The 25,925-nt window shown below is 72.2% G+C and carries 21 protein-coding genes and 1 pseudogene; 11 read left to right on the top strand and 11 right to left on the bottom strand.

The window, feature by feature from the left end; all coding sequences use genetic code 11:
• Window positions 1–38: 38 nt before the first annotated feature.
• From ACZ69Q_RS31645 to ACZ69Q_RS31615, 7 genes are all read right to left on the bottom strand, one after another.
• Window positions 39–941, bottom strand: coding sequence for a 3-hydroxybutyryl-CoA dehydrogenase (locus ACZ69Q_RS31645; protein ID WP_471048362.1), 903 nt, complete (start codon window positions 939–941; stop codon window positions 39–41).
• Window positions 942–973: 32 nt separating this feature from the next.
• Window positions 974–2,146, bottom strand: a complete 1,173-nt coding sequence (locus tag ACZ69Q_RS31640; RefSeq protein WP_471048357.1) for an acyl-CoA dehydrogenase family protein — start codon at window positions 2,144–2,146, stop codon at window positions 974–976.
• A 35-nt stretch (window positions 2,147–2,181) separates the two neighbouring features.
• Window positions 2,182–3,354, bottom strand: coding sequence for an acyl-CoA dehydrogenase family protein (locus ACZ69Q_RS31635; RefSeq protein ID WP_471048354.1), 1,173 nt, complete (start codon window positions 3,352–3,354; stop codon window positions 2,182–2,184).
• A gap of 39 nt (window positions 3,355–3,393) precedes the next feature.
• The gene (locus tag ACZ69Q_RS31630) at window positions 3,394–5,448 is read right to left on the bottom strand and encodes an acetate--CoA ligase family protein (RefSeq protein ID WP_471048350.1); all 2,055 of its coding nucleotides are present in this window, start codon (window positions 5,446–5,448) and stop codon (window positions 3,394–3,396) included.
• Window position 5,449: 1 nt separating this feature from the next.
• Window positions 5,450–5,641, bottom strand: a complete 192-nt coding sequence (locus ACZ69Q_RS31625; protein ID WP_471048347.1) for a ferredoxin — start codon at window positions 5,639–5,641, stop codon at window positions 5,450–5,452.
• Window positions 5,642–5,717: 76 nt separating this feature from the next.
• Window positions 5,718–6,965: an NADH-ubiquinone oxidoreductase-F iron-sulfur binding region domain-containing protein gene (locus tag ACZ69Q_RS31620; RefSeq protein ID WP_471048344.1), complete on the bottom strand. Its 1,248-nt coding sequence runs from the start codon at window positions 6,963–6,965 to the stop codon at window positions 5,718–5,720.
• Window positions 6,962–7,387 (bottom strand): hypothetical protein, encoded by a 426-nt coding sequence (locus ACZ69Q_RS31615; RefSeq protein ID WP_471048340.1) that lies wholly within the window; start codon window positions 7,385–7,387, stop codon window positions 6,962–6,964. The genes ACZ69Q_RS31620 and ACZ69Q_RS31615 overlap by 4 nt, the downstream gene beginning before the upstream one ends.
• Window positions 7,388–7,777: 390 nt before the next feature.
• Here ACZ69Q_RS31615 and ACZ69Q_RS31610 point away from each other — a divergent pair, with 390 nt between their 5' ends.
• The 7 genes from ACZ69Q_RS31610 (at window position 7,778) to ACZ69Q_RS31580 (ending at window position 15,873) form a co-directional block, all read left to right on the top strand.
• Entirely contained in the window at window positions 7,778–8,956 is a 1,179-nt protein-coding gene (locus ACZ69Q_RS31610) for an aromatic ring-hydroxylating oxygenase subunit alpha (RefSeq protein ID WP_471048336.1), read from the top strand.
• A 189-nt stretch (window positions 8,957–9,145) separates the two neighbouring features.
• Window positions 9,146–10,270 (top strand): polyamine ABC transporter substrate-binding protein, encoded by a 1,125-nt coding sequence (locus tag ACZ69Q_RS31605; RefSeq protein WP_471048333.1) that lies wholly within the window; start codon window positions 9,146–9,148, stop codon window positions 10,268–10,270.
• Window positions 10,271–10,273: 3 nt separating this feature from the next.
• Window positions 10,274–11,161 (top strand): ABC transporter permease, encoded by an 888-nt coding sequence (locus ACZ69Q_RS31600; protein ID WP_471048330.1) that lies wholly within the window; start codon window positions 10,274–10,276, stop codon window positions 11,159–11,161.
• Window positions 11,158–12,036: an ABC transporter permease gene (locus ACZ69Q_RS31595; RefSeq protein WP_471048326.1), complete on the top strand. Its 879-nt coding sequence runs from the start codon at window positions 11,158–11,160 to the stop codon at window positions 12,034–12,036. Before ACZ69Q_RS31600 ends, ACZ69Q_RS31595 begins: the two co-directional genes overlap by 4 nt.
• A gap of 5 nt (window positions 12,037–12,041) precedes the next feature.
• Window positions 12,042–13,112 (top strand): ABC transporter ATP-binding protein, encoded by a 1,071-nt coding sequence (locus ACZ69Q_RS31590; RefSeq protein WP_471048325.1) that lies wholly within the window; start codon window positions 12,042–12,044, stop codon window positions 13,110–13,112.
• Between the two features lie 27 nt (window positions 13,113–13,139).
• Window positions 13,140–14,459: a flavin monoamine oxidase family protein gene (locus ACZ69Q_RS31585; RefSeq protein ID WP_471048322.1), complete on the top strand. Its 1,320-nt coding sequence runs from the start codon at window positions 13,140–13,142 to the stop codon at window positions 14,457–14,459.
• Complete coding sequence (locus ACZ69Q_RS31580) at window positions 14,452–15,873, top strand: aminobutyraldehyde dehydrogenase (protein ID WP_471048320.1); 1,422 nt, start codon at window positions 14,452–14,454, stop codon at window positions 15,871–15,873. Before ACZ69Q_RS31585 ends, ACZ69Q_RS31580 begins: the two co-directional genes overlap by 8 nt.
• Before the next feature lie 32 nt (window positions 15,874–15,905).
• On the opposite strand, the pseudogene ACZ69Q_RS31575 reads toward ACZ69Q_RS31580, so the two are convergent.
• Both ACZ69Q_RS31575 and ACZ69Q_RS31570 read right to left on the bottom strand, forming a co-directional pair.
• Window positions 15,906–17,538 (bottom strand): annotated as a pseudogene (locus ACZ69Q_RS31575) (sigma-70 family RNA polymerase sigma factor).
• Window positions 17,539–17,809: 271 nt separating this feature from the next.
• Complete coding sequence (locus ACZ69Q_RS31570; RefSeq protein WP_471048317.1) at window positions 17,810–19,051, bottom strand: MFS transporter; 1,242 nt, start codon at window positions 19,049–19,051, stop codon at window positions 17,810–17,812.
• A gap of 140 nt (window positions 19,052–19,191) precedes the next feature.
• Between ACZ69Q_RS31570 and ACZ69Q_RS31565 the strand changes: the two genes are divergently transcribed.
• Window positions 19,192–20,061: a LysR family transcriptional regulator gene (locus ACZ69Q_RS31565; RefSeq protein ID WP_471048316.1), complete on the top strand. Its 870-nt coding sequence runs from the start codon at window positions 19,192–19,194 to the stop codon at window positions 20,059–20,061.
• Between the two features lie 139 nt (window positions 20,062–20,200).
• Here ACZ69Q_RS31565 and ACZ69Q_RS31560 read toward each other — a convergent pair whose 3' ends face one another.
• The gene (locus ACZ69Q_RS31560) at window positions 20,201–20,608 is read right to left on the bottom strand and encodes an Lrp/AsnC family transcriptional regulator (protein ID WP_471048930.1); all 408 of its coding nucleotides are present in this window, start codon (window positions 20,606–20,608) and stop codon (window positions 20,201–20,203) included.
• A 135-nt stretch (window positions 20,609–20,743) separates the two neighbouring features.
• Between ACZ69Q_RS31560 and ACZ69Q_RS31555 the strand changes: the two genes are divergently transcribed.
• From ACZ69Q_RS31555 to ACZ69Q_RS31545, 3 genes are read left to right on the top strand one after another with little or no spacing between them, the layout of a single operon-like run.
• Window positions 20,744–22,105, top strand: a complete 1,362-nt coding sequence (locus ACZ69Q_RS31555; protein WP_471048313.1) for an MFS transporter — start codon at window positions 20,744–20,746, stop codon at window positions 22,103–22,105.
• Window positions 22,102–23,481: an alpha/beta hydrolase family protein gene (locus ACZ69Q_RS31550; RefSeq protein ID WP_471048311.1), complete on the top strand. Its 1,380-nt coding sequence runs from the start codon at window positions 22,102–22,104 to the stop codon at window positions 23,479–23,481. The genes ACZ69Q_RS31555 and ACZ69Q_RS31550 overlap by 4 nt, the downstream gene beginning before the upstream one ends.
• A gap of 52 nt (window positions 23,482–23,533) precedes the next feature.
• Window positions 23,534–24,385 (top strand): PaaX family transcriptional regulator, encoded by an 852-nt coding sequence (locus ACZ69Q_RS31545; RefSeq protein WP_471048309.1) that lies wholly within the window; start codon window positions 23,534–23,536, stop codon window positions 24,383–24,385.
• Between the two features lie 19 nt (window positions 24,386–24,404).
• Here ACZ69Q_RS31545 and ACZ69Q_RS31540 read toward each other — a convergent pair whose 3' ends face one another.
• The gene (locus ACZ69Q_RS31540) at window positions 24,405–25,829 is read right to left on the bottom strand and encodes a hypothetical protein (RefSeq protein ID WP_471048306.1); all 1,425 of its coding nucleotides are present in this window, start codon (window positions 25,827–25,829) and stop codon (window positions 24,405–24,407) included.
• Window positions 25,830–25,925 lie beyond the last annotated feature (96 nt).

Genomic DNA, 25,925 nt, shown 5'->3' with positions numbered 1-25,925 from the left:
CCCCTCGTCCGGTCGTCGTTCGCCATGACCATCTTCCCTCACGGGCGCCCCGCCGGTACCGGTGCCGCACGCTCCGGCTGTCCGTCGTACACATGGAAGCCCCGCCCGGACTTGCGCCCCAGCAGACCGGCCTCCACCATCCGCGACAGCAGCGGCGGCGGCGAGTACTGGGGCTCGCGGAACTCGGCGTACAGGGACTCGGCGATGGCCCGGGTGGTGTCGAGGCCGATGAGGTCCGTCAGGGCCAGCGGGCCGAGCGGGTGCGCGCAGCCCAGGACCATGCCGCGGTCGACGTCCTCGACGGTCGCGCTGCCCGACTCCACCATGCGGATGGCGGCCAGGAGATAGGGCACGAGCAGCGCGTTGACGACGAACCCGGCCTTGTCCCGGGTCCGGACCACCTCCTTGCCGAGCGTGCCGGTCACGAACTCTTCGGCCCGTGCCGCGGTGGCGGGCGAGGTGAGCAGCGACGGCACGAGTTCGACGAGCCGCAGGACCGGCACCGGGTTGAAGAAGTGCACGCCGACCACGCGGTCGGGGCGGGTCGTCGCGGCGGCCAGCCTGATGACCGGGATGGATGAGGTGTTGGTCGCGAGGATGGTGCGGTCGTCGGTGACCACGGAGTCGAGGCGGGTGAACACGTCGGCCTTGAGGGCCTCGTCCTCGGCGACCGCCTCGATCACCAGGTCGTGTTCGTGCAGGGCCTCGATCTCGTCGACGACGGTGATCAGGGCCGCGGCGGTGTCCCGTCGCCCGGCGTCGATCCTGCCGTTCGCGGCGGCCCGGTCGAGCGAGCGCAGGACGCGCAGGCGGCCCGCGCGGGCGGCCTCCGCGTCGCGCTCCACGACCGTGACCGGCACGTCGGCCCGTGCGCACACCTCGGCGATGCCCGCGCCCATCAGACCGCAGCCCACCACCCCCACGCGCTTGATGTCGGTCATCGGTCTCCCTCTCTCGTCCGTTGCGGCACGCGTCATGCGACCGGCAGGTCCAGGACCCCCGACCCGCGCTTGATGAGCTCGCCCGCGATGATCAGCCGCTGGATCTCGGAGGTGCCCTCCCAGATCCGGTCCACACGCAGCTCGCGGTAGAGCCGTTCGACGGCGTACGCGCGGTCGTAGCCCCGGCCGCCGTGGATCTGCAGGCACCGGTCGACCACCCGGCCGGACGCCTCGCTCGCCGCGAGCTTGGCGATGGCCGCCTTGGCGTGGAGGGTCTTGCGGTCCTCGGCCGAGGAGTGGTCGATCTCCCAGGCGACCTGGTGGGTGTAGGCCCGGTTGACGGCGATGTCGACGGCGCAGTCGGCGAGCATCCCCTGGATGAGCTGGTACGAGGAGATCGGCGCCCCGAACTGCTCCCGCTCCACGGCCCAGTCCCGGGACAGTTCCAGCGCCCGCTCGGCGGCGCCGGTGGTGCGGGCGGCGATCATCAGGCGCTCCTCGGTGAACCAGGAGCGGGTGATGTCGTAGCCCTCGCCGATGCAACCGAGCACGGCGTCCTCGCCCACCTGCACATCGGTGAAGGTGAACTCGGGGTGCTCGTACACGAAGGTGTGCATGAAGCGCGGGACGCGCGTCATCTCGATGCCGGGGGTGTCCTTGTCGACGAGGAAGAGGGTGGGCGCGCGCTCCGGGCCGGCCGCGGCGAGCACGATCATGAAGTCGGCGTGGTCGCCGACGGTGACGAACCACTTCTCGCCGTTGAGCACCCAACCCCCGTCGTTCCTGGTGGCGGTGGTGGCGAGGTTCTGCGGGTCGGAGCCGGCGCCGGGCTCGGTGACGGCGTAGCAGTCGCGCCGCTCGCCCTTGATCACCGGGACGAGGAAGCGCTCACGCTGCTCCGGGGTGCAGAACCGCAGCGCGTTCGCGGGGCGCCACACCATGTCCCACAGGGCGCCGGTGAGCCGCCCCAACTCCTCCTGCACAGTGACCTGTTCGGCGATGGTGAGGCCGGCGCCGCCCCACTCGGCGGGCATGTTGACGGCCTGGAGTCCGGCGTCCAGCACGGCGTCACGGATCTTGGCGTGCGCGTCGGCGGGCAGGCCGTTGTTCTCCTCGCACTGGTTCTCGTAGCCGGCGATGAAGTCGGTGAGGGCGCGGGCCTCGGCCTTGAGCTGAGCCTGGCGCGGGGTGAGACGGAAGTCCATGGAAGTCCTCGCTGTCCGGTGTCGGGGAGACGGGTTCAGTGGGTGGGCAGGGCCAGGGCGCGGGTGCCGCGCTTGATGAGTTCGTTGGCGATGATCAGCCGCTGGATCTCGGAGGTGCCCTCCCAGATCCGGTCGACGCGCAGCTCGCGGTACATGCGCTCGACGGGGTAGGTGCGGTCGTAGCCGCGGCCGCCGAAGATCTGCAGGCACCGGTCGGCGACCCGGCCGGCGGCCTCACTGGCGGCGAGCTTGGCGGTGGAGGCCTTGGCGTGCAGGGTCTTGCGGTCGGTACCGGGCTGGTCGGCCTCCCATGCGACCTGGTGGGTGTAGGCCCGGTTGACGGCGACGTCGACGGCGCAGTCGGCGAGCATCCCCTGGATGAGCTGGTACGACGCGATGGGCGCCCCGAACTGCTCGCGCTCCACGGCCCAGTCCCGGGCGAGCTGGAGTGCCCGCTCGGCGGCGCCGACGGTGCGGGCGGCGATCATCAGGCGTTCGTCGGTGAACCATTCCTTGGTCAGCTCGTAGCCGTTGCCGACACCGCCGAGCACGTCCTCGTCGGCGACGAAGACGTCGGCGAAGGTGAACTCGGGGTGCCCGTTGACCGCGGAGTGCATGAAGTGCGGCAGCCGGGTCATCTGCACGCCGGGCGCGGCGTTGTCGACGAAGAACAGGGTGGGCAGCTTCTCGGGACCGGCGTCCGCCTGCACCAGCAGGAAGTCGGCGATGTCGCCGCAGGTGACGAACCACTTCTCGCCGTTGAGCAGCCAGCCGCCGTCGGTACGGGTGGCCGTGGAGGTGCCGGAGGAAGGGTCGGAACCGGCCCCCGGCTCGGTGACGGCGAACGCGTCGAACCGCTCGGCGCGGATCACCGGCAGCAGGTACTTCTCGCGCTGCCGCTCGTCGCCGTGGGCGAGGACGTTGGCGGGCCGCCAGGGGATGTCCCACAGGCAGTTGGTGACCTTGCCGAACTCCTCCTCGACGATGACCTGGTCGAGCAGGCTCAGGCCCGCCCCGCCCCACTCCGCGGGCATGTTGATGGCGTAGACCCCGGCGTCCATCGCGGCGCGGGTCAGTTCGGTGACGAGCTCCTGCGGCAGGGGTCCGCCGGCCTGCTCGGACTGGTCCTCGTACCGCATCAGCAGTCGGGCGTACTCGGCGGCGCGACGCTTCAGGTCGGCCTGCTCGGGGGTGTAGCGCATGTCCATGGGGGACCTCTTCCGGTCGGTCGGGCGGGTGCGGCTCGGTCAGGCGAGTACGGCGCGGGAGTCGAGGGCCAGGACCCCGTCGGGCCGTACGAGAAGGGGGTTGACCTCGATCTCGGCGATCTCGGGGTGGGCTGCGGCGAACGCGGTGATCGTCTCGACGGCCCGCGCGGCCGCGTCGACGTCGACGGGCGGCCGGCCGCGCACCCCGTCGAGCAGGGCGGCGGTGCGCAGCCCGCGCAGCAGGTGCAGGGCGCGGTCGGCGGGGACGGGGGCGAGGGTGAAGGCGATGTCGTGCAGTGCCTCCGCGAGTACTCCGCCCAGGCCCACCATGGCGACCGGGCCGAAGCGGGGGTCGCGGTTGACGCCGACGATCAGCTCGATGCCGTCGGTGAGGTCCGCCATCGCCTCCACCGAGTAGGAGGGGGCGCCCAGCCTGGCGTGCATCTTCCGGAAGGCGGCGAGCAGTTCGTCGGGACCGGCCAGACGCAGGGCCACTCCCCCGGCGTCGGACTTGTGGAGCAGATGGAGGGCCTTGAGGACGTACGGGCCCGTGAACTCCTCGGTCACGGCGAGCAGTTCGGCCTCGTCGTGGATCTCACGGGCGGCGGGGAAGGCGAGTCCGGCCGCTTCGAGGGCCCTGCGGGTCTCCAGATAGCCGCTCTCACCGAGCGGGGTCGCGGGGCTGGGCAGGGGGGTCACGCCGGTGCGGGGTGCGCCGGATGCGGTGGCGGCGAGTGCGCGGGCGGCGTCCTCGGTGGCGCCGAAGACCGGCACGCCGGCGGCCGCGAGCGTCCGGCAGGTGGGTGAGTCGGGGTACATCGACTGCACGACCAGGGGTTTGGCGGTGGCGCGGTGGCGGGCCGCGATGAGACGTGCGGCGGCCTGTTCCCCGTCCGCGAGCGCCTTGCCGCCTCCCCCGAGTCCGCCCTCGGCCGCCGCGTACCCGCCGAAGTAGCCGGTCATCAGCACGGCGTCGGCCTCCTCGGCCGCCAGCAGCGCCGCGACGGTCTCCGCGTACGAGCCGGGGTCCTGCTCGCCCATCCCCGCGAGGTCCACGGGGTTGGCGACGGCCGACTGTTCCCACAGCGCCTCACGCAGTCGCTCCCGCGTCGGCTCCCGCAGTTCGGGCACGGTCAGCCCGGCGGCCTCGACGGCGTCGGCGGCGATGACGCCGTGCCCGCCGCCGTCGGTGAGCACGGCGACCCGGCGGTCTGCGGCCCGGCGTCCGCCGTGCAACGCGGCGAGGACGACGGTGAGTTCGCGCGGGGTGGCGACCAGTTCCACCCCGGCGTCCCGGCAGGCGGCTGCCACGACGTCGGCCGAGGTGGTCAGCGCCCCGGTGTGCGACTGGGCGCTGCGCGCGGAGGCGTCCCCGCGCCCGGCGGTGAGCAGCACCACCGGTTTCCCGGCGTCGGCGGCCACCTCGGCGAAGGCACGTCCGTCGCCGAAGTCCTCGGCGTACACCGCGATGGCCCGGGTGCCCTCGTGCCGGGCGCAGTCGGCGAGCAGGTCGACGAGGGTGACGTCGGCCTGGTTGCCGAGCGAGACGAAGCGGGAGAAGCCGAGGCCGTGCGGACGGAAGCGGAGCTGGAGTTCGAGGGCGAGGTTGCCGCTCTGACTCAGCAGGGCGACACCGCCGGGTGTGAAGGTGTCGGACGCGAGGAACAGGTCGGTGGTGTTGTCGGCCAGGCCGAGGCAGTTGGGCCCCACCATCACCGCTCCGGCGGCCCGCACCCGTTCGGCGACGGCCTCCTGTCTGGCGCGTCCCGCGTCGCCGGTCTCGGCGAATCCGGCGGTGATCGCGACGATCGCCCGGGCCCCGCACCGCAGGGCCTCCTCGACGGCGTCCTCGAACCCGGCGGCGGGCACGGAGACCACGGCCAGGTCGACGGGTTCGCCGAGCGCGCTCAGGCTGGGCGCGGCAGTGCGGCCGAGGACCGTGCCGCCACGCCGGTTGACCAGGTGGACGGGCCGGCGGCCGCCCGCGCGGATGGCCTGGGCGGCGATGGCGTGGCCGTACTTGGCCGGGTCGTCGCTGGCTCCGACGACGGCGACGGATACGGGGTCGAAGAGGGCCGACAGGTCACGTCCCATGTCACTTCACCAGCCGCAGCGCGGAGTTGGGGCAGGCGGCGACGGCGGCCTCGGCGGCGTCCCGACCACCCGGCGGCACTTCGGTCGTGCGTATCAGCGCGTAACCGAAGTCGTCGAGGTCGATCAGCTCGGGTGCGGGTTCCTGGCAGAGGCCGTAGCCCTGGCAGCGGGTGGAGTCCAGCAGCAGTTTCACGGTGCGGTCCTTTCGGCGCGGCTCGGCGCGGTGAGGTCTGGGGGTGGGCAGGTGCCCGGCGAGATCCGGATCTGGCTCAGGGCACCGGCACGGTGAAGCGGCGCCCGTCCTCGGGTGCCGTGCCCGCGCAGGCGGGGCAGGCGGAGCGGCCGTGGCCGTCGACCAGGTCGGGGAAGTGGGCGAGGAGGGTGGCGACGACGCGGGCGGCGGCGTCGAGCAGTCCGCAGGCCCCACGGCCGGGCAGTTGCTGCGACCAGCGCTGGAGCTTGCTGACCGTGTCGTAGCTCGCCTGCCCGCGGGCGACGGCCTGGAGGGCCTTGGCCATCGCCCCGGTGCCGGAGACGCACACCCCGCACTGCCGGGCGCTCTGCGCCCCGAGGTAGGCGGCGGCCTCGACGGCCACGGCGACCGGGCAGTCCTGCGGGTGCGCGAAGTGCAGCGCACCGCAGCCGAGGGATCCGCCGGCCGCTTTCAGGCTGTCGTGGTCGAGCCGGAGGTCGGACCAGCCCTCGCCGTACAGCCCGCCGAACATTCCGCCCAGCAGGACCGCCCCGGCCCTGCCGTGCCCGCACACATCGCCGAGGACCTTGAGATGCGTACCGGCGGGCACCTCCACGAGCGCGGCACCGTCGACGCCACCGGAGAGGGTCACCAGATGGCTCGCCGCGACGGCGTCCGCCTCGTCGGGGCGCGAGTACATCAAGGCGACACGGGCCAGCGTCTCGACGTTGGCGACCAGCGTGGGCGCACCGCCGACACCGCTCTCGAACGGGCGCGGGGGTTTGGCCGTGGGAAGCGCCGGACCGCCGTCGATGCGTCGTACGACGGCGCTCTCCTCCCCCGCGACATAGGTGTGCTCCGTCCGTACGACGTCGATGCGCAGCTCGGGGGCACTCTCGGCGAGCGCCCCGCGCACGGCCCGCTCGGCGGCGGTGTCCGAGAGGTACACGAAGCCGCGCTCGGCACCGGTCATGGCCGCGGCCAGCCGCAGACCGTCGAGGACGACGTGCGGACGGTGCCGCAGCAGCCAGCGGTCCTTCACGGAACCCGGCTCGCCCTCCTCCCCGTTCGCGACGACGACGCGCGGCCCCGGTGTGTCGCGGACGGCACGGAGTTTGACGGCGGCGGGGAAACCGGCCCCGCCCCGGCCGCGCAGCCCCGCGGCGGCGATCCGGTCGAGCAGCCGGTCGGGCGCGACGAGCGGCGCGTAGCCGCCCACGGAGAGGTACCCGTCGATGTCCTCGCCGCCGGCCGGTCCGGCATCGGGCGGCGGGACCAGCAGGCCGGCCCGTCCTTCGGGGAGTAGGGAGAACACGCCGGTCATATGGTGCTCCAGGGCTCACATGTGGCGACGAGTACGAGTTCGGGGCGTGCCCTCAGCCGCGCCAGCGCCCGTTCCAGCTCGCGCCGCTGGAGTGCGGTGCGGTCGTAGCCCGCTCCGGGCAGGCCGATCAGCATGCGGTGGTGGTCGAGGACGACCTCGCCGGCGAGCAGCGCCGCATTCGGGTCGGTGATCCGGGATCCCGCCGCCTGGACGACCAGGTCGGTGACCTCGCGCAGATAGCGCAGCCAGCCGCGCTGTGTGCCGCGCAGCACCAGCCGCTCGACGCGGTGGCGCTCGGCGGCGACGAGGGCCGACGGCGGGTGGCCGGCGACCGGGGACCGCAGGGCGGCCACCGCTGCGGGCAGCTCCTGTTCGGGCTCCGGCGTGAGGCCGAGCCAGACGAGACTGCGGTGAGCGCTCATGCGTGCCTCCGGGTTCGCTCCGGCTCCGGGTGCTCCGGGGACCGGGGTGGCGCGGCCATGACGTGGGCTGGGGATACTCCGCTGCCGTGACGCGAGAGGCGGGGAGCTGTGGGGTGTCCGGATCCGGACCCCCGACGTGGCGCGGGCCTGTGGCCCGCGGGCTTGCGGAGGGCGTCCGGGCATCCGTCTGCGGGCCAGGGCCATCCGCCTGCCACGAGACTAACTAACTAATTAGTCAGCCCACAAGTCTTGACTTGCCACCGCTCCGGTCCCACTCTGACTAACCAATCAGTCAGCCGGATCTCGGCAGGTCCGGAAGCCGTACCTGCCCCTGGTCCCGGCCCATCCCTCACCGCCCATCGCCGCCGCAGCGGCGCGGAGGAGGACCCCATGAACCCCTCGACGACCCGGGCAGCAGAGACCGTTTCACCTGCCCGGCCGCAGCCGCCACCCGAACATCCCGGGGAGGCCCTGCCGGCCCGCTACTACACGGATCCGGCCATCGCGCAGGCCGAGACCGACCGCATCTTCGCCAGGTCCTGGCAGCTCGTCTGCCACGAGTCCGATCTCCCCGGCCCGGGCGCGCGGCTGACCGCCACCGCCGCCGGCCGGGAGGTGCTGGTCGTGCGCACCGAGGACGGCGGCCTCGCCGCCCACCTCAATGTGTGCCGGCACCGCGGCACCCGTCTGGTCACCGACCCCGAGCCGTCGGGCAAGGCGATCCGCTGCCCATACCACGGCTGGACCTACAAGCTGGACGGCCGCCTGGTCGGCGCCCCCGAGGCCCGCCGCATCCCCTGCCTGGACAAGCCGAGGCTCGGGCTGCACCCGGTCAACGTGGAGTCCTTCCTCGGCTTCGTCTTCGTCAACCTGGACATGGAGGCGACCCCCCTCGCCGAGAGCTGCGCCGGGCTCGCCGAGGCCGTCGGACGCTACGCCGGGCCCGGCCTCGTGCCGGTCGGCAAGCACCGTATCCACGACCTGAAGGGCGGCGAGGAGCAGAACGCCAACTGGAAGGTGATCGTCGACAACTATCTGGAGGGCTACCACGTCCCGGTGGCCCATCCGGCGCTGATGCGACTGCTCGACTACGCCGCGTACACGGTGGACGTACAGGAAAGCTACGTCCTGTTCGAGTCGCCGCTGCGCGACAAGCCCTCGTCGAACTGGACCGAGCGGCTCTACCAGCGCCTCGCGACGCCGATGCCGGGGCTGGTCGAGGAGGACCGGCGGGTATGGCGGTACGCCGTGATCTACCCGAACACTCTCATCGACTTCTACCCTGACCACGTGCTCGCGTGGACCGCCCTGCCCACTGCCCAGGACCGGGCGGCGATCCCCGGCGCCTTCTACACCAAGGTCGGCGAGGGCATGCGCACGCGGCTGGCCAGGCGGCTGAACATCCACATCGGCTGGGAGACCAACGACGAGGACGCCGAGCTGGTGGAGCGCGTGCAGGCCGGGATGCGGACACCCGGATTCGAGCCGGGGCCGCTGTCGCAGCGCGAGGCCGCGGTCGGCTGGTTCGCCCGCCGGGTCCGCAGGGACCTGGAGGGGGACGCACGATGACGCCCCCGCACACCCCGCACATGCGCTCCGCCGTGCGCCTGCCGTCGGCCACGGCCTTATCCCGCGCCCTCTGAGCCGCGCACGCACCCTCCCCAGACCGGTCATTCACTACGGAATCAGGGCCCGAAGTGAGCCGACCAGCCGGTCCCGCCCTGGAGTTGTGCCGTTCCTCGACGGAGAGGACGTTCCATGTCCCCCGAGGTACCACCGCCGACCCGACGCGCCGTGCTGCGGGCGGGCGCCGGCGGTCTGCTGGCCGCCGCGGCCGGCGGCTGCGGGTTCATGCCCGCCAAGAAACCCGACGCCGACCAGCTCGCCCCGGTCGAGGCGCGCGTCGACGGCGATCTCGTCTACTTCAACTGGGCCGACTTCGTCGACCCGTCCGTGTTCAAGGGCTTCGAGAAGGAGTACGGCGTCAAGGTCATCCAGTCGAACTTCGACTCGATGGAAGGCATGGTCGCCAAGCTCAACGCGGGCAATCGCTACGACATCATCTTTCCCACGGCCAAGTGGGCGCAGCGGCTGGCCCGGGGAGGCCGGCTGCGCCGTATCGACCACTCCGGGCTCGCCCACTCCCAGGCCATATTCGGGGCATACGACTACTTCGCCGACCCGTGGTACGACCCCGGTTCCGCGCACACCGTCCCCTTCACCGCGTACAAGACCGGCATCGGCTGGCGGCGCGACAAGATCGGCGAGCTCAACGACTCCTGGCGGGATCTGTGGAGCGACCGGGCGAGGGGCAAGGTCTTCCTGCTGGACGACCGCGACGAGGTCCTCGGCATGGGTGCCCTCGCGCTCGGCCTGGACGTCAGCACCGGCGACACCGGCGACCTCGACCGCATCACCTCCCTGCTGGGCACCCTGCGGCCACGGCTGCGCGGCTTCTCCAGCGACAGCTACAACAACCTCCTCAACGGCAACGCGCTGATCCAGCAGGCGTGGAGCGGTGACATGGCCGCCATGCTCAACACGGCCGACGACCCGTCCGTGTTCGGGTTCCAGGCGCCCAAGGAGGGCACGCCGATCAACTCCGACTGCTATGCCATCCCCTGGAACGCCCCGCACCCCGGCACGGCGATGCTGTTCATCGACTACATGCTGCGGCCGGAGAACGTGAAGAAGAACATCGAGTACATCGGCTACCCGATGCCGGTCGCGGGCACCGAGAAGATCTACGCCGACCTGGTCGAGCCCTTCCCCGAGTGCCTGGTCACCCAGGACGACCTGAGGGCCGACGTGTTCTTCCGCAACGGCGGCCGCGCGGCGGAGGAAGCCCGCGACGCCGCCTGGACCCATGTGAAGGCGGGCTGAGACATGGCACTGCTCCGCCCCTCCCGCCCCCGCCGGGACACCTCCGGCAACCGGATGTGGGTCTGGTTCATGCTGCCGGGCACCCTGTGGATGACCGGTTTCCTGATCGCCTCGCTGGTCCTCGTCGCGGTCCTCGCGGTCGGCACCACCGACGAGCTCGGCAACCCGCGCTTCGGCTTCGACCTGGCCGGCGTGCGCGCCCTCACCGACCCCGCCTACACCGAGGTCCTGGCCCGCTCCCTCGGCTACGCCCTGCTGACCTGCGTGATCTGTCTGCTGATCGCCTATCCGGTGGCGTACACGATCGCCCTGTACGGCGGCCGGTACAAGCACGCGCTGATCGCCGCGATCGTGGTGCCGTTCTTCGCCAACTACCTGGTGCGGATGTACGGCTGGTCGGTGGTCCTCTCCGACGACGGACCGGTGCTGCGCGCTCTGCGCGGGATGGGCCTCGCCGACGACGGCACGAAGATCCTCAACAGCGGCTTCGGCGTGGTCGCGGGACTGGTCTACGGCTTCGTCGTCTTCATGATCATCCCACTGTACGCGGCGCTGGAACGCCTCGACGTCTCCCTCATCGAGGCCGGCCGCGACCTGTACGGCGGCCCGGTCCGCACCTTCTTCTTCGTCACCCTGCCCGCGACGAGGCAGGGCGCGGCGGCCGGACTCGTCCTGGTCTTCCTGCCCGCGATGGGCGACTTCGTCAGCGCACAGCTCATGGGAGGCCCGGACCAGATCATGATCGGCAACCTCATCCAGGACAAGTTCTTCCAGGGCCAGAACTGGCCGCTCGGCTCGGCGCTCACCATGCTGCTGATGCTGGTCCTGCTGATCGGGATGCTCGGCTATCTGCGGCGCACCCGCAAGGACGAGGCGGAGGCACTGCGATGACCCTGGTCAGCACCCCCTCCGCCACCGCTCCGGCCCGCGAGTCCGCCCGTACGCGCAAGCGCAGCCGCACCCACCGCAGGCCCCGCGTCCTGATCGCCATCACCGGACTGTTCTTCGCACTGCTCTACCTGCCCATCGCGGTCGTGGCGCTGTTCTCCTTCAACTCCCAGAAGTCCCTGACCGTGTTCGACGGTTTCAGCCTGCGCTGGTACCGCGCCTTCGTCCACGACGACGTGCTCATCGCCTCCCTCGGCACCAGCCTGCGCATCTCCCTGGTGGCGATGGCCGGCTCGGTGCTCCTCGGAGTGGCGCTCGCCGTCGGTCTGGTCCGCTGTCGCACCCGGCTCGGCTCACTGGCCGGGCTGATCATGCTGGTGCCGCTGATCACGCCGGAGATCGTCACGGGCGTGGCGTCGATGCTTCTGTTCAAGGGCCTGGGCGTACCCCTGTCCACCGGCACGGTGATGCTCGCCGAGATCACCTTCTCCATCTCCTACGTCACCGTCATCCTGCGCTCCCGGGTCGCCGCGCTGAACCCGGAGGTGGAGGAGGCCGCGATGGATCTGGGCGCCACCCGCTGGCAGGCGGTGCGGCTGGTGACCCTGCCGGCGCTCCTTCCCGCCGTGCTGGCGAGTGCCGTACTGATCTTCGCGCTGGTCTTCGACGACTTCGTGCTCGCCTACTTCACCACCGGCGTCGACCCGCAGCCCCTGTCGGTGCGGATCTACTCGGCGATCCGCTTCGGGGTGCAGCCCACCATCAACGCGGTCGGCACGCTCATGCTCGCCGGATCCATCGCCCTGATCGCCCTCGCCCTGTTCATCCCGCGCCTCTTCGGCCGCCGCGGCGGCCTCGACATCCTCTCCGGAGAGTGATCCCCATGGACGCGACCCCCGCCGTCCGGCTCGACGGTGTCTCCAAGCAGTACGCGGACTCCTACGCCGTCCACCGTCTGGACCTCGACATCGAGGCCGGCAACTTCTTCTCCCTGCTGGGCCCATCCGGCTGCGGCAAGACCACGACCCTGCGCATGATCGGCGGGTTCAGCGACCCCAGCGAGGGTGCGGTGCTGCTGGCCGGCGAGGACGTGACCGACCTGCCGCCGAACAGGCGCAACGTCAACACCGTCTTCCAGAGCTACGCCCTGTTCGACCATCTGAGCGTCGCCGACAACGTCGGCTTCGGCCTCAAGCGCAAGGGCGTCGCCAAGTCCGAGATACGGCAGCGAGTCGGCGAGATGCTGGAGCTCGTCCAGCTCGCCGGCCTCGCCGAGCGCAGGCCCCGCACCCTGTCCGGCGGCCAGCGCCAGCGCGTCGCCCTCGCTCGCGCGCTGGTCAACCGGCCCGCGGTACTGCTTCTCGACGAGCCGCTCGCCGCCCTCGACCTGAAGCTGCGCCGGCAGATGCAGGTCGAGCTGAAGCAGATCCAGCGCGAGGTCGGCATCACCTTCGTCTTCGTCACCCACGACCAGGACGAGGCGCTGACCATGTCCGACCGGATCGCCGTGATGAACGACGGGCGCATCGAGCAGTGCGGCACCCCCGAGGACATCTACGAGCACCCCGCCACCAGCTTCGTGGCCTCGTTCATGGGCACCTCCAACCTGATGACCGGCACCTACCGGGACGGTGAGGTGACCCTGGAGAAGGGTCCCGCGCTTGCCGTCGGCGCCCGTTCCGGCATCGCGGACGGCGCCGCCGTGAGTGTGTCGGTGCGCCCCGAGAAGATCTGGCTGTCGGACTTCGAACCGGGCATGTCGATGCTGAGCGGCGTGATCCGCGAGACCGTCTACAGCGGCCCGACCACGACCTATCTGATCGAACTCGCCCCGGGCGTCACGCTGTCGGTGCTGGAGCAGAACACGGCCCGGGCCCGTATGGAGGACCGCTGGAGCGGTGGCGAGACGGTGGAGTTCGGCTGGCGGCCCGAGCACTGCCTGGTCCTGGCCTGAGCGCCCCCGACTGAGGAAAGCGAAACCATGCATCACGACGTGATCGTGCTCGGCGCCGGTCTCGCGGGGCTCGCCGCCGCCCGGGACCTGGCCGCCGCCGGCACCGACGTGCTCGTCCTGGAGGCCCGGGACCGCGTCGGCGGCCGGGTCGAGCAGACCCGTACACCCGACGGCCGTACCGTCCAACTGGGCGGTGAGGTGGTCGGCCACGGGCACACCGCCTATCTCCAACTCGCCAAGGAACTCGGCCTCGAACTGATCCCCGGCTACGTCGACGAACCCGGCCGCATCACGCGTGCCACCCCGGAAGGGCTCTCGGCCGGCGATCCACCGCACTGGTTCGGCCCCGGTGACCCGGCCCTGCACAAGCGTCTGAGTGCCGAGTTCACCGCCCTCGCCGCCACCGTCGACCCCGACGACCCGTGGTCGCACCCGGACGCGACCGCCCTGGACCGGCTGTCCGTGGCCGACTGGCTGCGCTCCCGGGAGGCCACCGCGGCGGTGGTGCGCCTGTGGGACATCGGCCAACTCGCCCTGGCGGGCGGCTCCTACGAGCGGATCTCCCTGCTGGCCGCGCTGCGCAAGGCCGCAGCGGTCCCCGGTTCGGGCACGGGCGACTACGACTACGAGGACTGGGAGGGGCTGCGGCTCGCGGAGGGCTCGGCGACGCTCGCCGAGGTCCTGGGCCGCGTGCTGGGCCCGCGCATCCGGCTCGGCTCGCCGGTCGCCGCGCTGGACGTCCGCCCTGGGCGCTGCGCCGTGCGCCTGGCCTCCGGTGAGGTCCTCACCGCCGGGGCCGTGGTGAGCGCTCTGCCCGTCGGCCCGCTGCGGGATGTCGCCGTGAGCGGGGTGAGCGAGGAGCGGCTCGCCTCCCTGCACCGGCAACGCCACGCCACGGCCGCGAAGTTCGCCGCCGTCTACGACCGTCCCTTCTGGCGGGACGCCGGTCTGAACGGCCTGTCCGAGGCGGAGGGAGTGCTGGGCAGCACGTGGCCGCAGAACGAGGGCGTCCTGTCGGCGCTGGTCCCGCCCGAGCGGTACGGCGTCCTGCTCGGCACCCCGCCCCACCTGCGCACCCCCGAGCTGCTCGCCGAGATGGCCGGCATGCTCGGCGAGGAGGCACTGCGGCCGACCGCCTGCCATCTGCGGCTGTGGGGCACCGACAGGTGGACGCAGGGCTATGTCACCCAGTGGCCGCCGGGCGAGGTCATGGCCGTCGGCCCGCTGCACGGCACCCATGAACCGCCGTTCTACGTCTGCGGCTCCGACCAGTGGGTCGCCGGATACATGGAGGGCGCCGTCCGCACCGGCCGCGCCGCTGCCGAGGAGGCGCTGCGCCGTGGCTGACACCGACCGTCTCAACCACATCGACGGCAAGGAGGTGCCGGCCGCGTCCGGCGCCACCCTGCCGTTGATCGACCCGGCCACCGGACTCCCCCACGGTACGGCCCCGCTGTCCGGCCCCGAGGACGTGCACGCGGCCTGCCGGGCGGCCGAAGGGGCCTTTCACGGCTGGTCGCTGACGACTCCGGGGCAGCGGCAGGCGGCACTGCTGCGGATCGCCGACGCCCTGGAGCGGGAGGCCGCCGCGGTCGCGGACGCCGAGGTGGCCGACACGGGCAAGCCACGGGCCTTGTTCCTGGGCGACGAACTCCCCGCGATCGTGGACGTGTTGCGCTACTTCGCCGGGGCTGCCCGCAACCTGCCGGGAGCGGCCGCCGCCGAGTACACGCCGGGCCGCACCTCCGTGCTGCGGCGTGAGCCGGTCGGGGTCTGTGCCCAGATCACGCCGTGGAACTACCCGCTGATGATGGCCGTATGGAAGATCGCCCCCGCGCTCGCCGCCGGCAATACGGTCGTCCTGAAACCGTCCGACACGACGCCGTCGTCGGCCGTGCTGCTGGCGCGGCTGGCCGCGGAGCACCTGCCGCCCGGTGTGCTGAACGTGGTCTGCGGGGACCGTGACACGGGGCGTGCTCTGGTCGCTCACCCGCACGTCCGGCTGGTGGCCGTCACCGGAAGTATCCGCGCGGGGCAGGAGATCGCCGCCGCGGCAGCCGCCGATCTCAAGCGGCTGCACCTCGAACTCGGGGGCAACGCACCGGTGTTGATCCATGCGGACGCCGATCTCGACGACGCGGTCGAGCAGTTGTCGTCGCTGGCCTTCTACAACGCGGGCCAGGACTGTACGGCCGCGACCAGGATCCTGGTCGACCGTCGCGTCCACGACACCTTCCTGGACCGCTTCGCCGACCGCGCCGCCCGGCGGCTGCCCGGCGCCCCGGACGACGAGTACGCCGACTTCGGTCCGCTTGCGAACGCCGCCCAACTCGCCGTTGTACGCGGCCTGTTGGAGCGGCTGCCGGCCCACGCCGAGGTCGTCACCGGCGGCGCGTCACTGGACCGGCCCGGCTACTTCCACGCCGCCACGGTGGTCGCCGGGGTGCGGCAGGAGGACGAGATCGTGCAGGGCGAGGTGTTCGGCCCGGTCGTCACCGTCCAGCCGTTCGCCGACGAGGCCGAGGCCGTCCGCCTGGCCAACGGCGTTCCCCAGGGGCTCGCCGCGAGCGTGTGGACCCGCGACCACGACCGCGCCATGAACGCGACCCGTGCGCTGCGCACCGGCATCGTCTGGGTCAACACCCACGGCACGACGGTGTCGGAGATGCCGCACGGCGGCGTACGCCACTCCGGCTACGGCAGCGACCTCTCCCTCGCCGGCCTGCTCGACTACACCCAGGTCAAGCACGTCATGCTGTGACGGGCGCCCGGCGGCCCGACGGGCGGGCCGTCCTACAGCTTGGCGCCGAAGTTCTGCGTCCACCAGGGGCCGCCGGGGCCGTTGTGGATGCCGACGCCGATGTCCTTGAACGAGCAGTTGAGGATGTTGGCCCGGTGGCCGGGGCTGTTCATCCAGGACTCCATGACGGCGGCCGGGGTCTGCTGGCCCATCGATGTTCTCGCCGTAGGTGGACCAGCGGTAGCCGGCCGCGGTGATGCGCTGGCCGGGGTCGGCGCCGTCCGGGTTGGTGTGGTCGAAGAAGCCGCGGGCGGCCATGTCGTCGGAGTGGCCCTGCGCGGACTTGTTCAGCAGGGAGTCCTCCGCGAGCGGACCGCAGCCGGCGTTCGCCCGCTCCTTGTTCACCAGCGCGACGACCTGCCCGACGGTGTCCGTCGGGGCCGACTGCGCCTGGGGCGTTTTGGACGCCGTCCGCGTCGGCTGCGGGGTCGGGCGGGGAGTCGGCGTGGCCTTCTTGGTCGGTTTGGGCGTTTTGGAGGGGCTTGCCTTCTTGGACGGCGAGGCGGACGGCGACGGGGACTTGGACGCCGGCGCCGAGGTCTCCACGGGACCGGACTCCGAGAGTTCCGGGACGGGGGCGCCGGCGGTCCGCGCGGCCGTCGGTTCCCCGGCCTCGGTGCCGGGTTCCGAGTCGAAGTACCAGAACCCGCCGCCCGCCACACAGACCGCGACGACGGCACCTCCGACGGCCCGGCGCCGGTTGCGCCGACGGCGGCGGGCTTCGCCGCGGGAGACCTGCCGGCCGCCGCGCGCCGCTCGATGGCCCGCTCCGGCGTGGCCGCCGGACGCGTTCGCGACCGAGGCCGAGGCCGAGCCGACCGGGGCCATGCCGCCGGAGGCGGACAGCACTCGGTCCAGCAGTGCGGGTGTCGCGGCGACCAACGCGAGGCCGGCCAGGAGCCCTTCGGCGGGCATCAACCCGCTCCACAGACCGGCACAACGCACACAACCCCGGGCATGCCGGGCTATTCGCTTGCGCCACAGCGCCGATGGCCGGCCGTCCCAGGACGCCAGCAGACCGTGCAACTCCTCGCATCGCGGACGCGAGTCCAGCGCCCGCACGACCACCCGGGCCGCCTCCAGTTGCGCCTTCATCCGCTGCACCCGCACCGCCGTGTGCTGCGGCGACAGCTCCAGCGCCGCCGCCACCTCGGTCCGGGTCAGCTCACCGGCGCACTCCAGCCACCACAGCGACAGCAGGCCACGGTCGTCGGGCTCCAGCCAGCGGGTGGCGCGTGCCGTCTCCTGCCGCTGACCGGACAACTGGAGCCGCACCATGGTCAGATCCACGAAGTCGCCGCCCGGATCCGCCAGGTCCTCGGCCTCCTCCACGCCGCCCGGAGCTGCCTGCCGGTCGTGCCAGTGCGCCCGGACCTGGTTCATCGCGATCGCCACGAGCCAGGAGCGGAAGCTCTCCGGAGTGCGCAGCCCGCCGAGCGCGTCGAGGGCGCGCAGCATGGTCTCCTGCACCACGTCGTCGACGTCGACCGAGCCGTTCAGAGCCCTCCCCACGACGTTGTAGACCAGCGGGAGGTATGCGCTGACCAGGGCGTCCTGAGCCTCCGGGTCGCCACTGCGGGCGGCCGTCACCAGTGCCGCGAGGTCCCTCGTGGGCTCTGTACTCATCAGAAAACTTTCCTGTCCTCGACGCCGAACGATGCTGTCCGATACCTGGGAGATCGCTCGGTGAACCGCGGATAACAGTTCTTCGCACGGCTCTTCGGACGCGTGTTCCCCGTGAGCCTCACGAGGCTGATGCGACCGCGCAATGGAGAACGTCACATCGGCGGGGACTTGGCACATCGGAACGTGGAGGAATGAACCGAATGCCCCTGTACGCCCCTCGAACTGCCGCCCGATGGCCACCTTGCGGACCTGCCGGCCGAAGCACCGACGCTCACGAGACCGACGTCTGACGGGCACCGCGCGCACTGTCGTGGCGGGTCCCCACGGCGACGGCGGCGAGCAGCGCGAGGACGACGACCGTGAACCATGTCGTCGCGTCGGTCAGGCTCATCGACCGGCTGGCGACGCCGAGGCCGACGGGCAGCAGGGCAAGACCGAGGTAGGAGACGAAGAACAGTCCGGCGAGGGCCTCGCCGCGCTGGGCCGGGGCCGCCGCGCCGGCCACGTGGCCGACGGCGGACTTGAACAGCACCCCGGCACCGGCACCGGCGACGACCCCGGCGAGCAGAAACACGGGCAGGCTGGCGAGGCGCACACCGATCGCGAGTACGGCCATGCCGACGGCCTGGGCGAGCAGTCCGACGTACCGGCGTGTGCGGGCGCCGAGCCGCCAGGTCGCCGTCTGAGCCACCGCGGCGGTGCCGAACACGGCGAACACGACCAGTCCGGCCAGCGCGCGCGACGGGTGGTGCAGGGTGCCGCCGACGAAGCCGGGTACCACCGAGGTGAACAGCCCGAACACGGCCATCGACGTGAACCCGGCCGCCCCGGCCGCGAGATGCCCGCGGCCGGCCCCGACCCGCTGGGGGCGGTAGGCGGGCCGTACCTCGGGCCGGCGAACGGTCTCGGGTGTCAGTGCGACGGCTGCCGTCCCGGCCAGCAGCAGGACGACGAAGACGGCGTACGGCAGCAGGAGCGGCGCCGTCAGGTACTGGGCGAGCACTCCCGCGACGATCGGGCCCAGGCCCAGGCCGCCGATGTTGGCGACGGTCGACACGATCTCGAACCGCCGCGTGGAGGCATCGGGCCGGTGGGCACTGTGGAGTTCGTGCAGATACGCGGTGGCGGTGGCCGTCAGCATGCCGACGCCGAGGCCGGTGACCAGCCGGGCGACTATCAGCACCGCCAGGGACGGCTCCGAGAGGAACAGCGCGGCGGCCGTCAGTTCCAGCGCCAGCGCCGCGATCATGACCTTCTTCCGGCCCAGCCAGTCCGAGACGTGCCCGGCGAGCAGCAGGCTGGTCAGCACACCGACGGCGTACACGGCGAACACGACGGTGACCGTGAACGTGGAGAACCCGTCGTGGGCCTGGTACAGCGGGTAGAGCGGGGTGGGCACGGTGGAGAACGCCATGGCCGTCACGAACACCGCGGCGACCGTCCAGAACCCGGCACCGTAGCGGCGGGCCCCGGTCGCGACCGCACGCGGTTCAAGGGTCGTGGTCAGTGACATCGGAGCGCTCCGATCCATAGAGGTGGACATGTCGTTGCCAACACCCGCGTCGATTCGCTGTTTCCCATTCGATGGAGATGATCCAAGATGATGGTTATCTGCGGATGAGATAGCCGGCGCGAGAGGGGCGAGGGCGGGCCATGGATCTGCGTCAGATGGAAGTCGTCGTCGCGGTGGCCGAGGAGGGCGGATTCAGCGCCGCGGCCCGCCGACTGCACGTCGTGCAGTCCGCGGTCTCCGGCACCGTCCGTGCCCTGGAGCGGGAGCTGGGCACGGCACTGTTCCACCGCACCACGCACCGGGTGTCGCTGACCCCCGCGGGGCAGGCGTTCGTGCCGGCGGCCCGGGCCACCCTGCGGGCCGCCGAGGAGGCCAGGACCGCGGTCGATCTCGCGCAGGGCGAGCTGCACGGGGAGATCACCATCGGCGTGATGCAGGGTCTGCACGCCGGCCTGCCCACCGCTCTGGCGGCGTTCCACCGGGAGCATCCGGGTGTGGTGGTACGGCTGCGGCAGGCGCCGGCCGAGGACCTCCCGCGGGCGCTGCGCGAGGGCAGGGTCGATCTTGCGGTGGCCGCCCTCGACACGCCGTTGCCGCGCGGTCTGGAGAGCCGGCTGCTGTCGCGGGAGGAGATGGTCCTGGTGACCGCGCCTACGAAGGACGTACGACCGCCCGCGGGTCCGGTGACCCTGGCCGAGGCCGCCGGTCTGCCGCTGGTTGACTTCTCCCCGGGTTGGGCGGTGCGGCACGCCGTCGACCGGGCCTTTCGCGAGGCGTCCGTCGACCGCACCGTCACCTTCGAGGTGAACGACCTCCTGGCCGCGGCCGACCTGGTCCGGCACGGCCTCGGCGTGTGCGTGATGCCGCCGTCGCTCGCCGCCCGGTTCCCCGAACTCCCGGTGCGGCCCTTCGCGGCACACGCACCCACCTGGACGGTCCGCGTCGTCCACCCAAGCGGAGAACCGCACCCCGCGGTGACCGCGCTCCTGCGCCACTTCGGACAGCGGTGACCGGCGCCGGCGCGCCCTCGGCCCCCCACCGGTGACTGCCCTGTTGCCCCCCGGATCCCGAACTCCCCTGCACGGAACCGTTTTCGATCAGCGCGGGATCGCCTGACACCCCCGTCACGGCCCAGCCGGTCCCGCTCTCCTACGGCGCCGGCTTGACGGTCTTCATCGTGAAGTGCGAGGTGACGTTCTTGATCCGGGGGATCGTCATGACCCGCCGACTGAGGAACGCCTCGTACGCGGGCAGGTCGGCGACGGCCACCCGCACGAAGTAGTCGGGGCTGCCGACCATCCTTCGCAGCTCCAGTACTTCCTCGGCCTGCGCCAGGGTCTCCTCGAAGAGCTCGACGGTCTGAGCGTCCTGCGCTTCGAGGGAGAGGTCGATCAGGACCTCGAAGGAGTGGGCCACCGACGCCGGGTCGATCACGGCGCGGTAGCCCCGGATGGCACCGTCGGCCTCCAGCCGCTGCACCCGGCGCAGACTCGGCCCGGTGGTCAGCCCGACCCGCTGGGCCAGCTCCACGTTGGTAAGCCGTCCGTCGCGCTCCAGCTCGTGTGAGCGGCGGAGGACCGGGCGAGCGGCGCGCCGCCTGTCCCGCCCCTGTCAATGTTGTGCATTTTATTGACGACGGTCATGAGAGCGCCTAGTTTCGCGGTGTCCTTCCCCCGGTCAAGGGAGACCGCGATGCCTTCGTCCCCCATCGCATCACCGTCGCCGTCCACGCACCCCGAGCGAACCCGACAGCTCCGCAGAGTCGCGCTGTCCGGGTTGCTCGGTACGGCCGTGGAGTTCTACGACTTCCTCGTCTACGGCACCGTCGCCGCGCTGGTCTTCGGCGAGCTGTTCTTCCCCGGCGCCGATCCCGCCGTCGGCACCATCGCCGCGTTCGGCACCTTCGCCGCCGGCTATGTCGCCCGCCCGCTCGGCGGCATCGTCTTCGGGCACTTCGGCGACCGGCTCGGCCGCAAGTCGATGCTGCTGCTCACCATGGGCCTGATGGGCGGCGCCAGTTTCCTCATCGGCCTGCTGCCGACGTACGACACGATCGGCATCTGGGCGCCGGTCCTGCTGATCGCCCTGCGCGTCCTCCAGGGCATCGCCATCGGCGGTGAGTGGGGCGGCGCCACCCTGATGGTCGTCGAGCACGCCGGAGAGCGGCGCCGCGGACTGTGGTCCAGCTTCACGCAGATGGGAGCACCGCTCGGCTCCCTGCTGTCCTCGCTCGTCGTCACCTTCGTGGTCGCCATGCCCAGGGACCAGTTCACGGCCTGGGGCTGGCGCGTGCCGTTCCTGCTGAGCGTGGTGCTTCTGGGCGTGGGCCTGTTCGTCCGGCTGAAGGTGGTCGAGAGCCCGCTGTTCGCCAAGGTGAAGAAGGACAGTACCGAGGCCCGGCTGCCGATCCTCGACGTCCTGCGGCGTCCCCGCCCCCTGCTGCTGGCCTGCTGCGTCGGCATCGGCGCCTTCACCGCCCAGTCCCTGCTGACCAGTTACCTCATCGCGTACGCCACCGGCATCGGCTACGCCCGCCCGCAGGTACTCACCGCGCTTACGGTCTCCGCCGCCGTCGCCCTGGTCGTACTGCCCTGCGCCTCCGCGCTCTCCGACCGCGTGGGCCGCCGCCCGGTCGTCCTCGCCGGAGCCGTCCTCTCGGCGGCCACCGCATTCCCCGTCCTCGCGCTGATCGACTCCGAGTCGCCGGGCGCGCTGATCCTCGCCGTCGTCATCGGCCACGGCATCGCCCAGTCCACGATGTACGGCCCGCTGGGCGCCCTGCTCACCGAGATGTTCGGCACGCGGGTGCGCTACACCGGCGCCTCCCTCGGCTACCAGGGCGCCACCCTCATCGGCGCCGGCTTCTCCCCCATGATCGCCGGCAGCCTGGTCGCCGGCAGCGGCGACGGCACCCCCGTGGCGCTGCTGGTGTGCGGCGGCTCCCTCATCACCGCGGTGACCGTCTGGTTCGTGCGCGAGACCAACCGTACGTCCCTGTCCGGCGCCGCCCCCGAACTCCCCACCGCCTCCCGCTCGGAGGAGATCACCGCATGACGACCGGCACCCGCACCACCTTCGCGGCGGCCCTCCTGCTCGCCGTCACCGCCCTGCCCACCTCGGCGGCCGCCGCCACCGGAGAGACGACCCACGTGGACGGCCGGCTCCCCTCGGGCGCCACGTACCTGATGGACGTCCCCGCCCAGTGGAACGGCACCGTCCTGCTGTTCAGCCACGGCTACACCCCCGGCCCGGCCAACCCCGCCCAGGACGCCCCGGACGACGCCACGAAGGCCCTGCTCCTGAAGCGGGGCTACGCCCTCGTAGGCTCCTCCTACGCCACCACCGGCTGGGCGGTGACGGACGCGGTTCCGGACCAGCTCGCCACCCTCACCGCCTTCACCGAACGCTTCGGCGCGGCCTCCCGCACCATCGCCTGGGGGCGGTCGTACGGCGGTCTGGTCACCACCGCCATCGCCGAACGCCACCCGGAGCGCATCGACGGCTCGCTCTCGCTGTGCGGCCTGGTCCACGGCGGCGTCGCCAACTGGAACAACACCCTCGACCCCGTCTTCGCCCTCAAGACGCTCCTCGCACCGGACTCCGACGTGCCGCTGGTGAACATCGGCAGCCAGTCGGCCGCCGACACCGCGGCCGATGCCCTTACGGCCGTGGTCGACTCGGCGCAGACGACGGCGAAGGGGCGGGCCCGCATCGCCCTGGCCGCCGCCCTGCACAACATCCCCGTGTGGAACCAGCCGACGCAGACCCGGCCCGCAGCGACCGACTGGGACACCCAGCAGGCCAACCAGTACGAGGCCGTCAAGGGCCTGGTGAAGATCGCCGCCTTCAACTGGCGCCAGGAGTCCGAGGCCCGCGCGGGCGGCAACATGTCCTGGAACACCGGCGTCGACTACGCGAAGCTCCTCGGCGCGTCCTCCGTGCGCAAGGAGGTCGCCGAGCTGTACGAGAAAGCCGGGCTGTCCCTCAGGGCCGACCTCGCCACCCTGAACCGCGCCCCGCGCATCGGCGCCGATCCGAAGGCCGTCGCCTGGATGTCCCGCACGAGCTCCTTCACGGGCGAGCTGGCCAAGCCGGAGCTGTCCGTCCACACCGTCGGCGACGCCCTCGTCCCCGTGCAGACGGAGAGCGCCCTGAAGCGGGCCGTCACCGCGGCCGGCTCGACGTCCCGACTGCGGCAGGCGTACACCGACAACGCCGGCCACTGCACCTTCAGCCCCGCCGAGCAGCTCGCCGCCCTGCACGCCCTGGAGGACCGCCTCACCCGGGGCAGGTGGGAGGGCACCGACGCGGCCTCCCTCAACTCCCGTGCCACGCAGGCCGACCCGACCACACCCACCCGCTATGTGCCGTACCGGCCCACCCCGTACCTGCGCCCGTACGACCTCGCCCACCCGGACGACGGCCGATGAAGCCGTACGGCCGCCCGTCGCGCCCTCGGCGGGCGGCCGTACCCTTGCCAGCGTGGAGGACGACGACATCCTGGACGGTCAGGACATCTCGGAGGGCCCGCAGCCGCGCCCGCAGTCGCTCATGCTCGCCTTCTTCGGCAACCACGTCCTGGAGGAGGGCGACGTGGGCGTCTACTCCGGCAGCATCATCGACGTGCTCGGCCGGGTCGGCGTCGGCGAGCAGGCCGTGCGCTCCACCCTGACCCGGATGGTCAACCGGGGCCTGCTGCAACGGCGGCGCGAGGGCCGCAAGATGTTCTTCGGGCTGACCCCGCAGGCGACGCGCGTCTTGGAGGACGGCCGTACCCGCATCTGGCAGCAGGGCGCGGTCAACGACGACTGGGACGGCTCCTGGACCCTGCTCGGCTTCTCCCTGCCGGACTCCTGGAAGCGCCAGCGCCACGACCTGCGTTCCCGGCTCACCTGGTCCGGATTCGGCGCGCTGTACAGCGGGCTGTGGATCGCGCCCGGGAACATCGATGTCTCCGACGTCGTCGAAGACCTCGGCCTGGCCGCCCACGTCAAGATCTTCCACGCGCAGGCGGACGGGGCCACCGACATCGAGCTGATGATCCGCGACACCTGGGACCTGGAGAGGATCGCCGCCCGTTACGTCCTCTTCGACAAGCGCTGGACCGCCCATCTCGACGCCGGAGCCGGCGACGACCCGATCGGCACCCGGCTGCGACTGGTCAGCGAGTGGCTCTGGACGATCCGCACGGACCCCAGGCTGCCGGCCCGGCACCTGCCCCCTCAGTGGCCGGCCGGCCCCGCGCAGGAGACGTTCCGGCGCGTCGCCGACCACACCGCCCGGCCCGCACGGGAGCGGGCACGCGAGCTGCTGGAGACCACCCCGCTGCGCTGAGCGGGGGCGAGGGGCCGGTTCACCCGGCGGCGACGGCTTCGAGCAGGTGGGTCCGTGTGGGGCCCGGTGGCATGCGGTGCTCGAGCTCGGGCATGAGCCGGTCCACCGCCTCGACCAGGGCGGGAGCGCGCAGTTCGGCTGCGGCGCCGGGCAGGAGGTGGGCGGCGGCCCGCTCCGCGCGCAGCGCGTCCGGCTCGCGTTGTGTCAGCAGCGCCAGCGCCCTCGCCCGGTCCCAGTCGGGGTGCCGGTAGCGGCGACCGGCCGCGTGCGCGTCCATCTCGGCCAGGCGGTGCCGGGTGTAGGACGTGCTTCGCAGGTATACGCCGCCGAGTCCTTCCCGCGTGGCCCGGCCGAACTCGGCGACCGGATCGAGGCGTTCGGTGGTGCCCGTCTGCCGCAGGACGTCACGCAACGTCAAGCTGTGCTCCAGACTCATCGCCAGTCCCCGTCCGATGGTCGGCACGGTGAGCGCCCACGCGTCGCCGACGGCGACCACCCCGGTGACCCGGGGGCGTTCGTCGTCGTACAGGGTCCGCTTGCGGTCCGTCAGACCGGCCATGATCTGTACGCCGTCGGTGATGGGCCGGCCGCCGAGCCAGACGTCCGCGCCCGGGAAGAGGCGCACGGCGGCGCACCACGGGCCTTCGTGGCGCAGCAGTCGGCGCAGTTCGTGGTCGTCGCTGCGGCTGATGAGGCCGAGCGAGTAGGTGCCGTGGTCGGCCGGGATGCGCAGGAGGCCGAGGGATCCGTGCTCGGCGATCAGCGGGAACGTACTGGCCGGGACGGCGCCGTCGGCCGACCGGAAGTAGCGGCAGTAGTACGTGAAGCCACGCCTGCCCGCCTCCTCCACCGGACCCGGCACGCCGATGTCCCGCAGCCAGGTGGCAAGCGCCGAGCGGCGGCCGGTGCAGTCGACGACCAGGTCGGCCGGCAAGGTGCCGGTGCTGGTCTCCACTCCTGTGACGTGCGGTACGCGCCGGCCGCGGGCGCCCCCGTCGTCCGGGTCGCCGGCGCGCAACCCCCGGCAGACGACGCCCCGTACGATGCGCACGCCCACCGCCTCAGCGGCGCGCGTGGCGACGTGTTCGAGCAGACTTCTGCGTGCGGCCAGCGTGTCGAAGCGCGCGTCCGCGGGCCGCACGTCACCGCGCAGCCCGGGTTCGGGGGCCAGAACGTTCAACCGGACGGCCCCGGCCGCCGTCATCCGCTCGACCAGGCCCGGCAGATGCGCTTCGGCCGATCTGAGCCAGCCGGCCAGCGGGAGATGGGTGAGGCGGAGCTGCGGGATGCCGGGGCGGTGCCAGCGCGACCACGCCTCGTCCGGATCCGGCGGCGCCGGATGCGCGTCGCGCTCCAGCACGGTCACCCGATGCCCGTCCGCGGCCAGCAGCAGGGCTGTCTGAAGGCCACCGAGCGCGGCGCCCAGTACGACGATGCTCGACATGAGGGTCATCATTCCCCGCGGGCGCGGTTGCCGTGCGCGGGCACGCACCGGTGTCGGCCGTATCCGCGCCCGCCTCGCAATCCGGGGAGAGCAGGT

The organism is Streptomyces sp. NPDC036764 (assembly GCF_055609385.1).
This window is presented reverse-complemented; position numbering and strand designations above follow the sequence as displayed.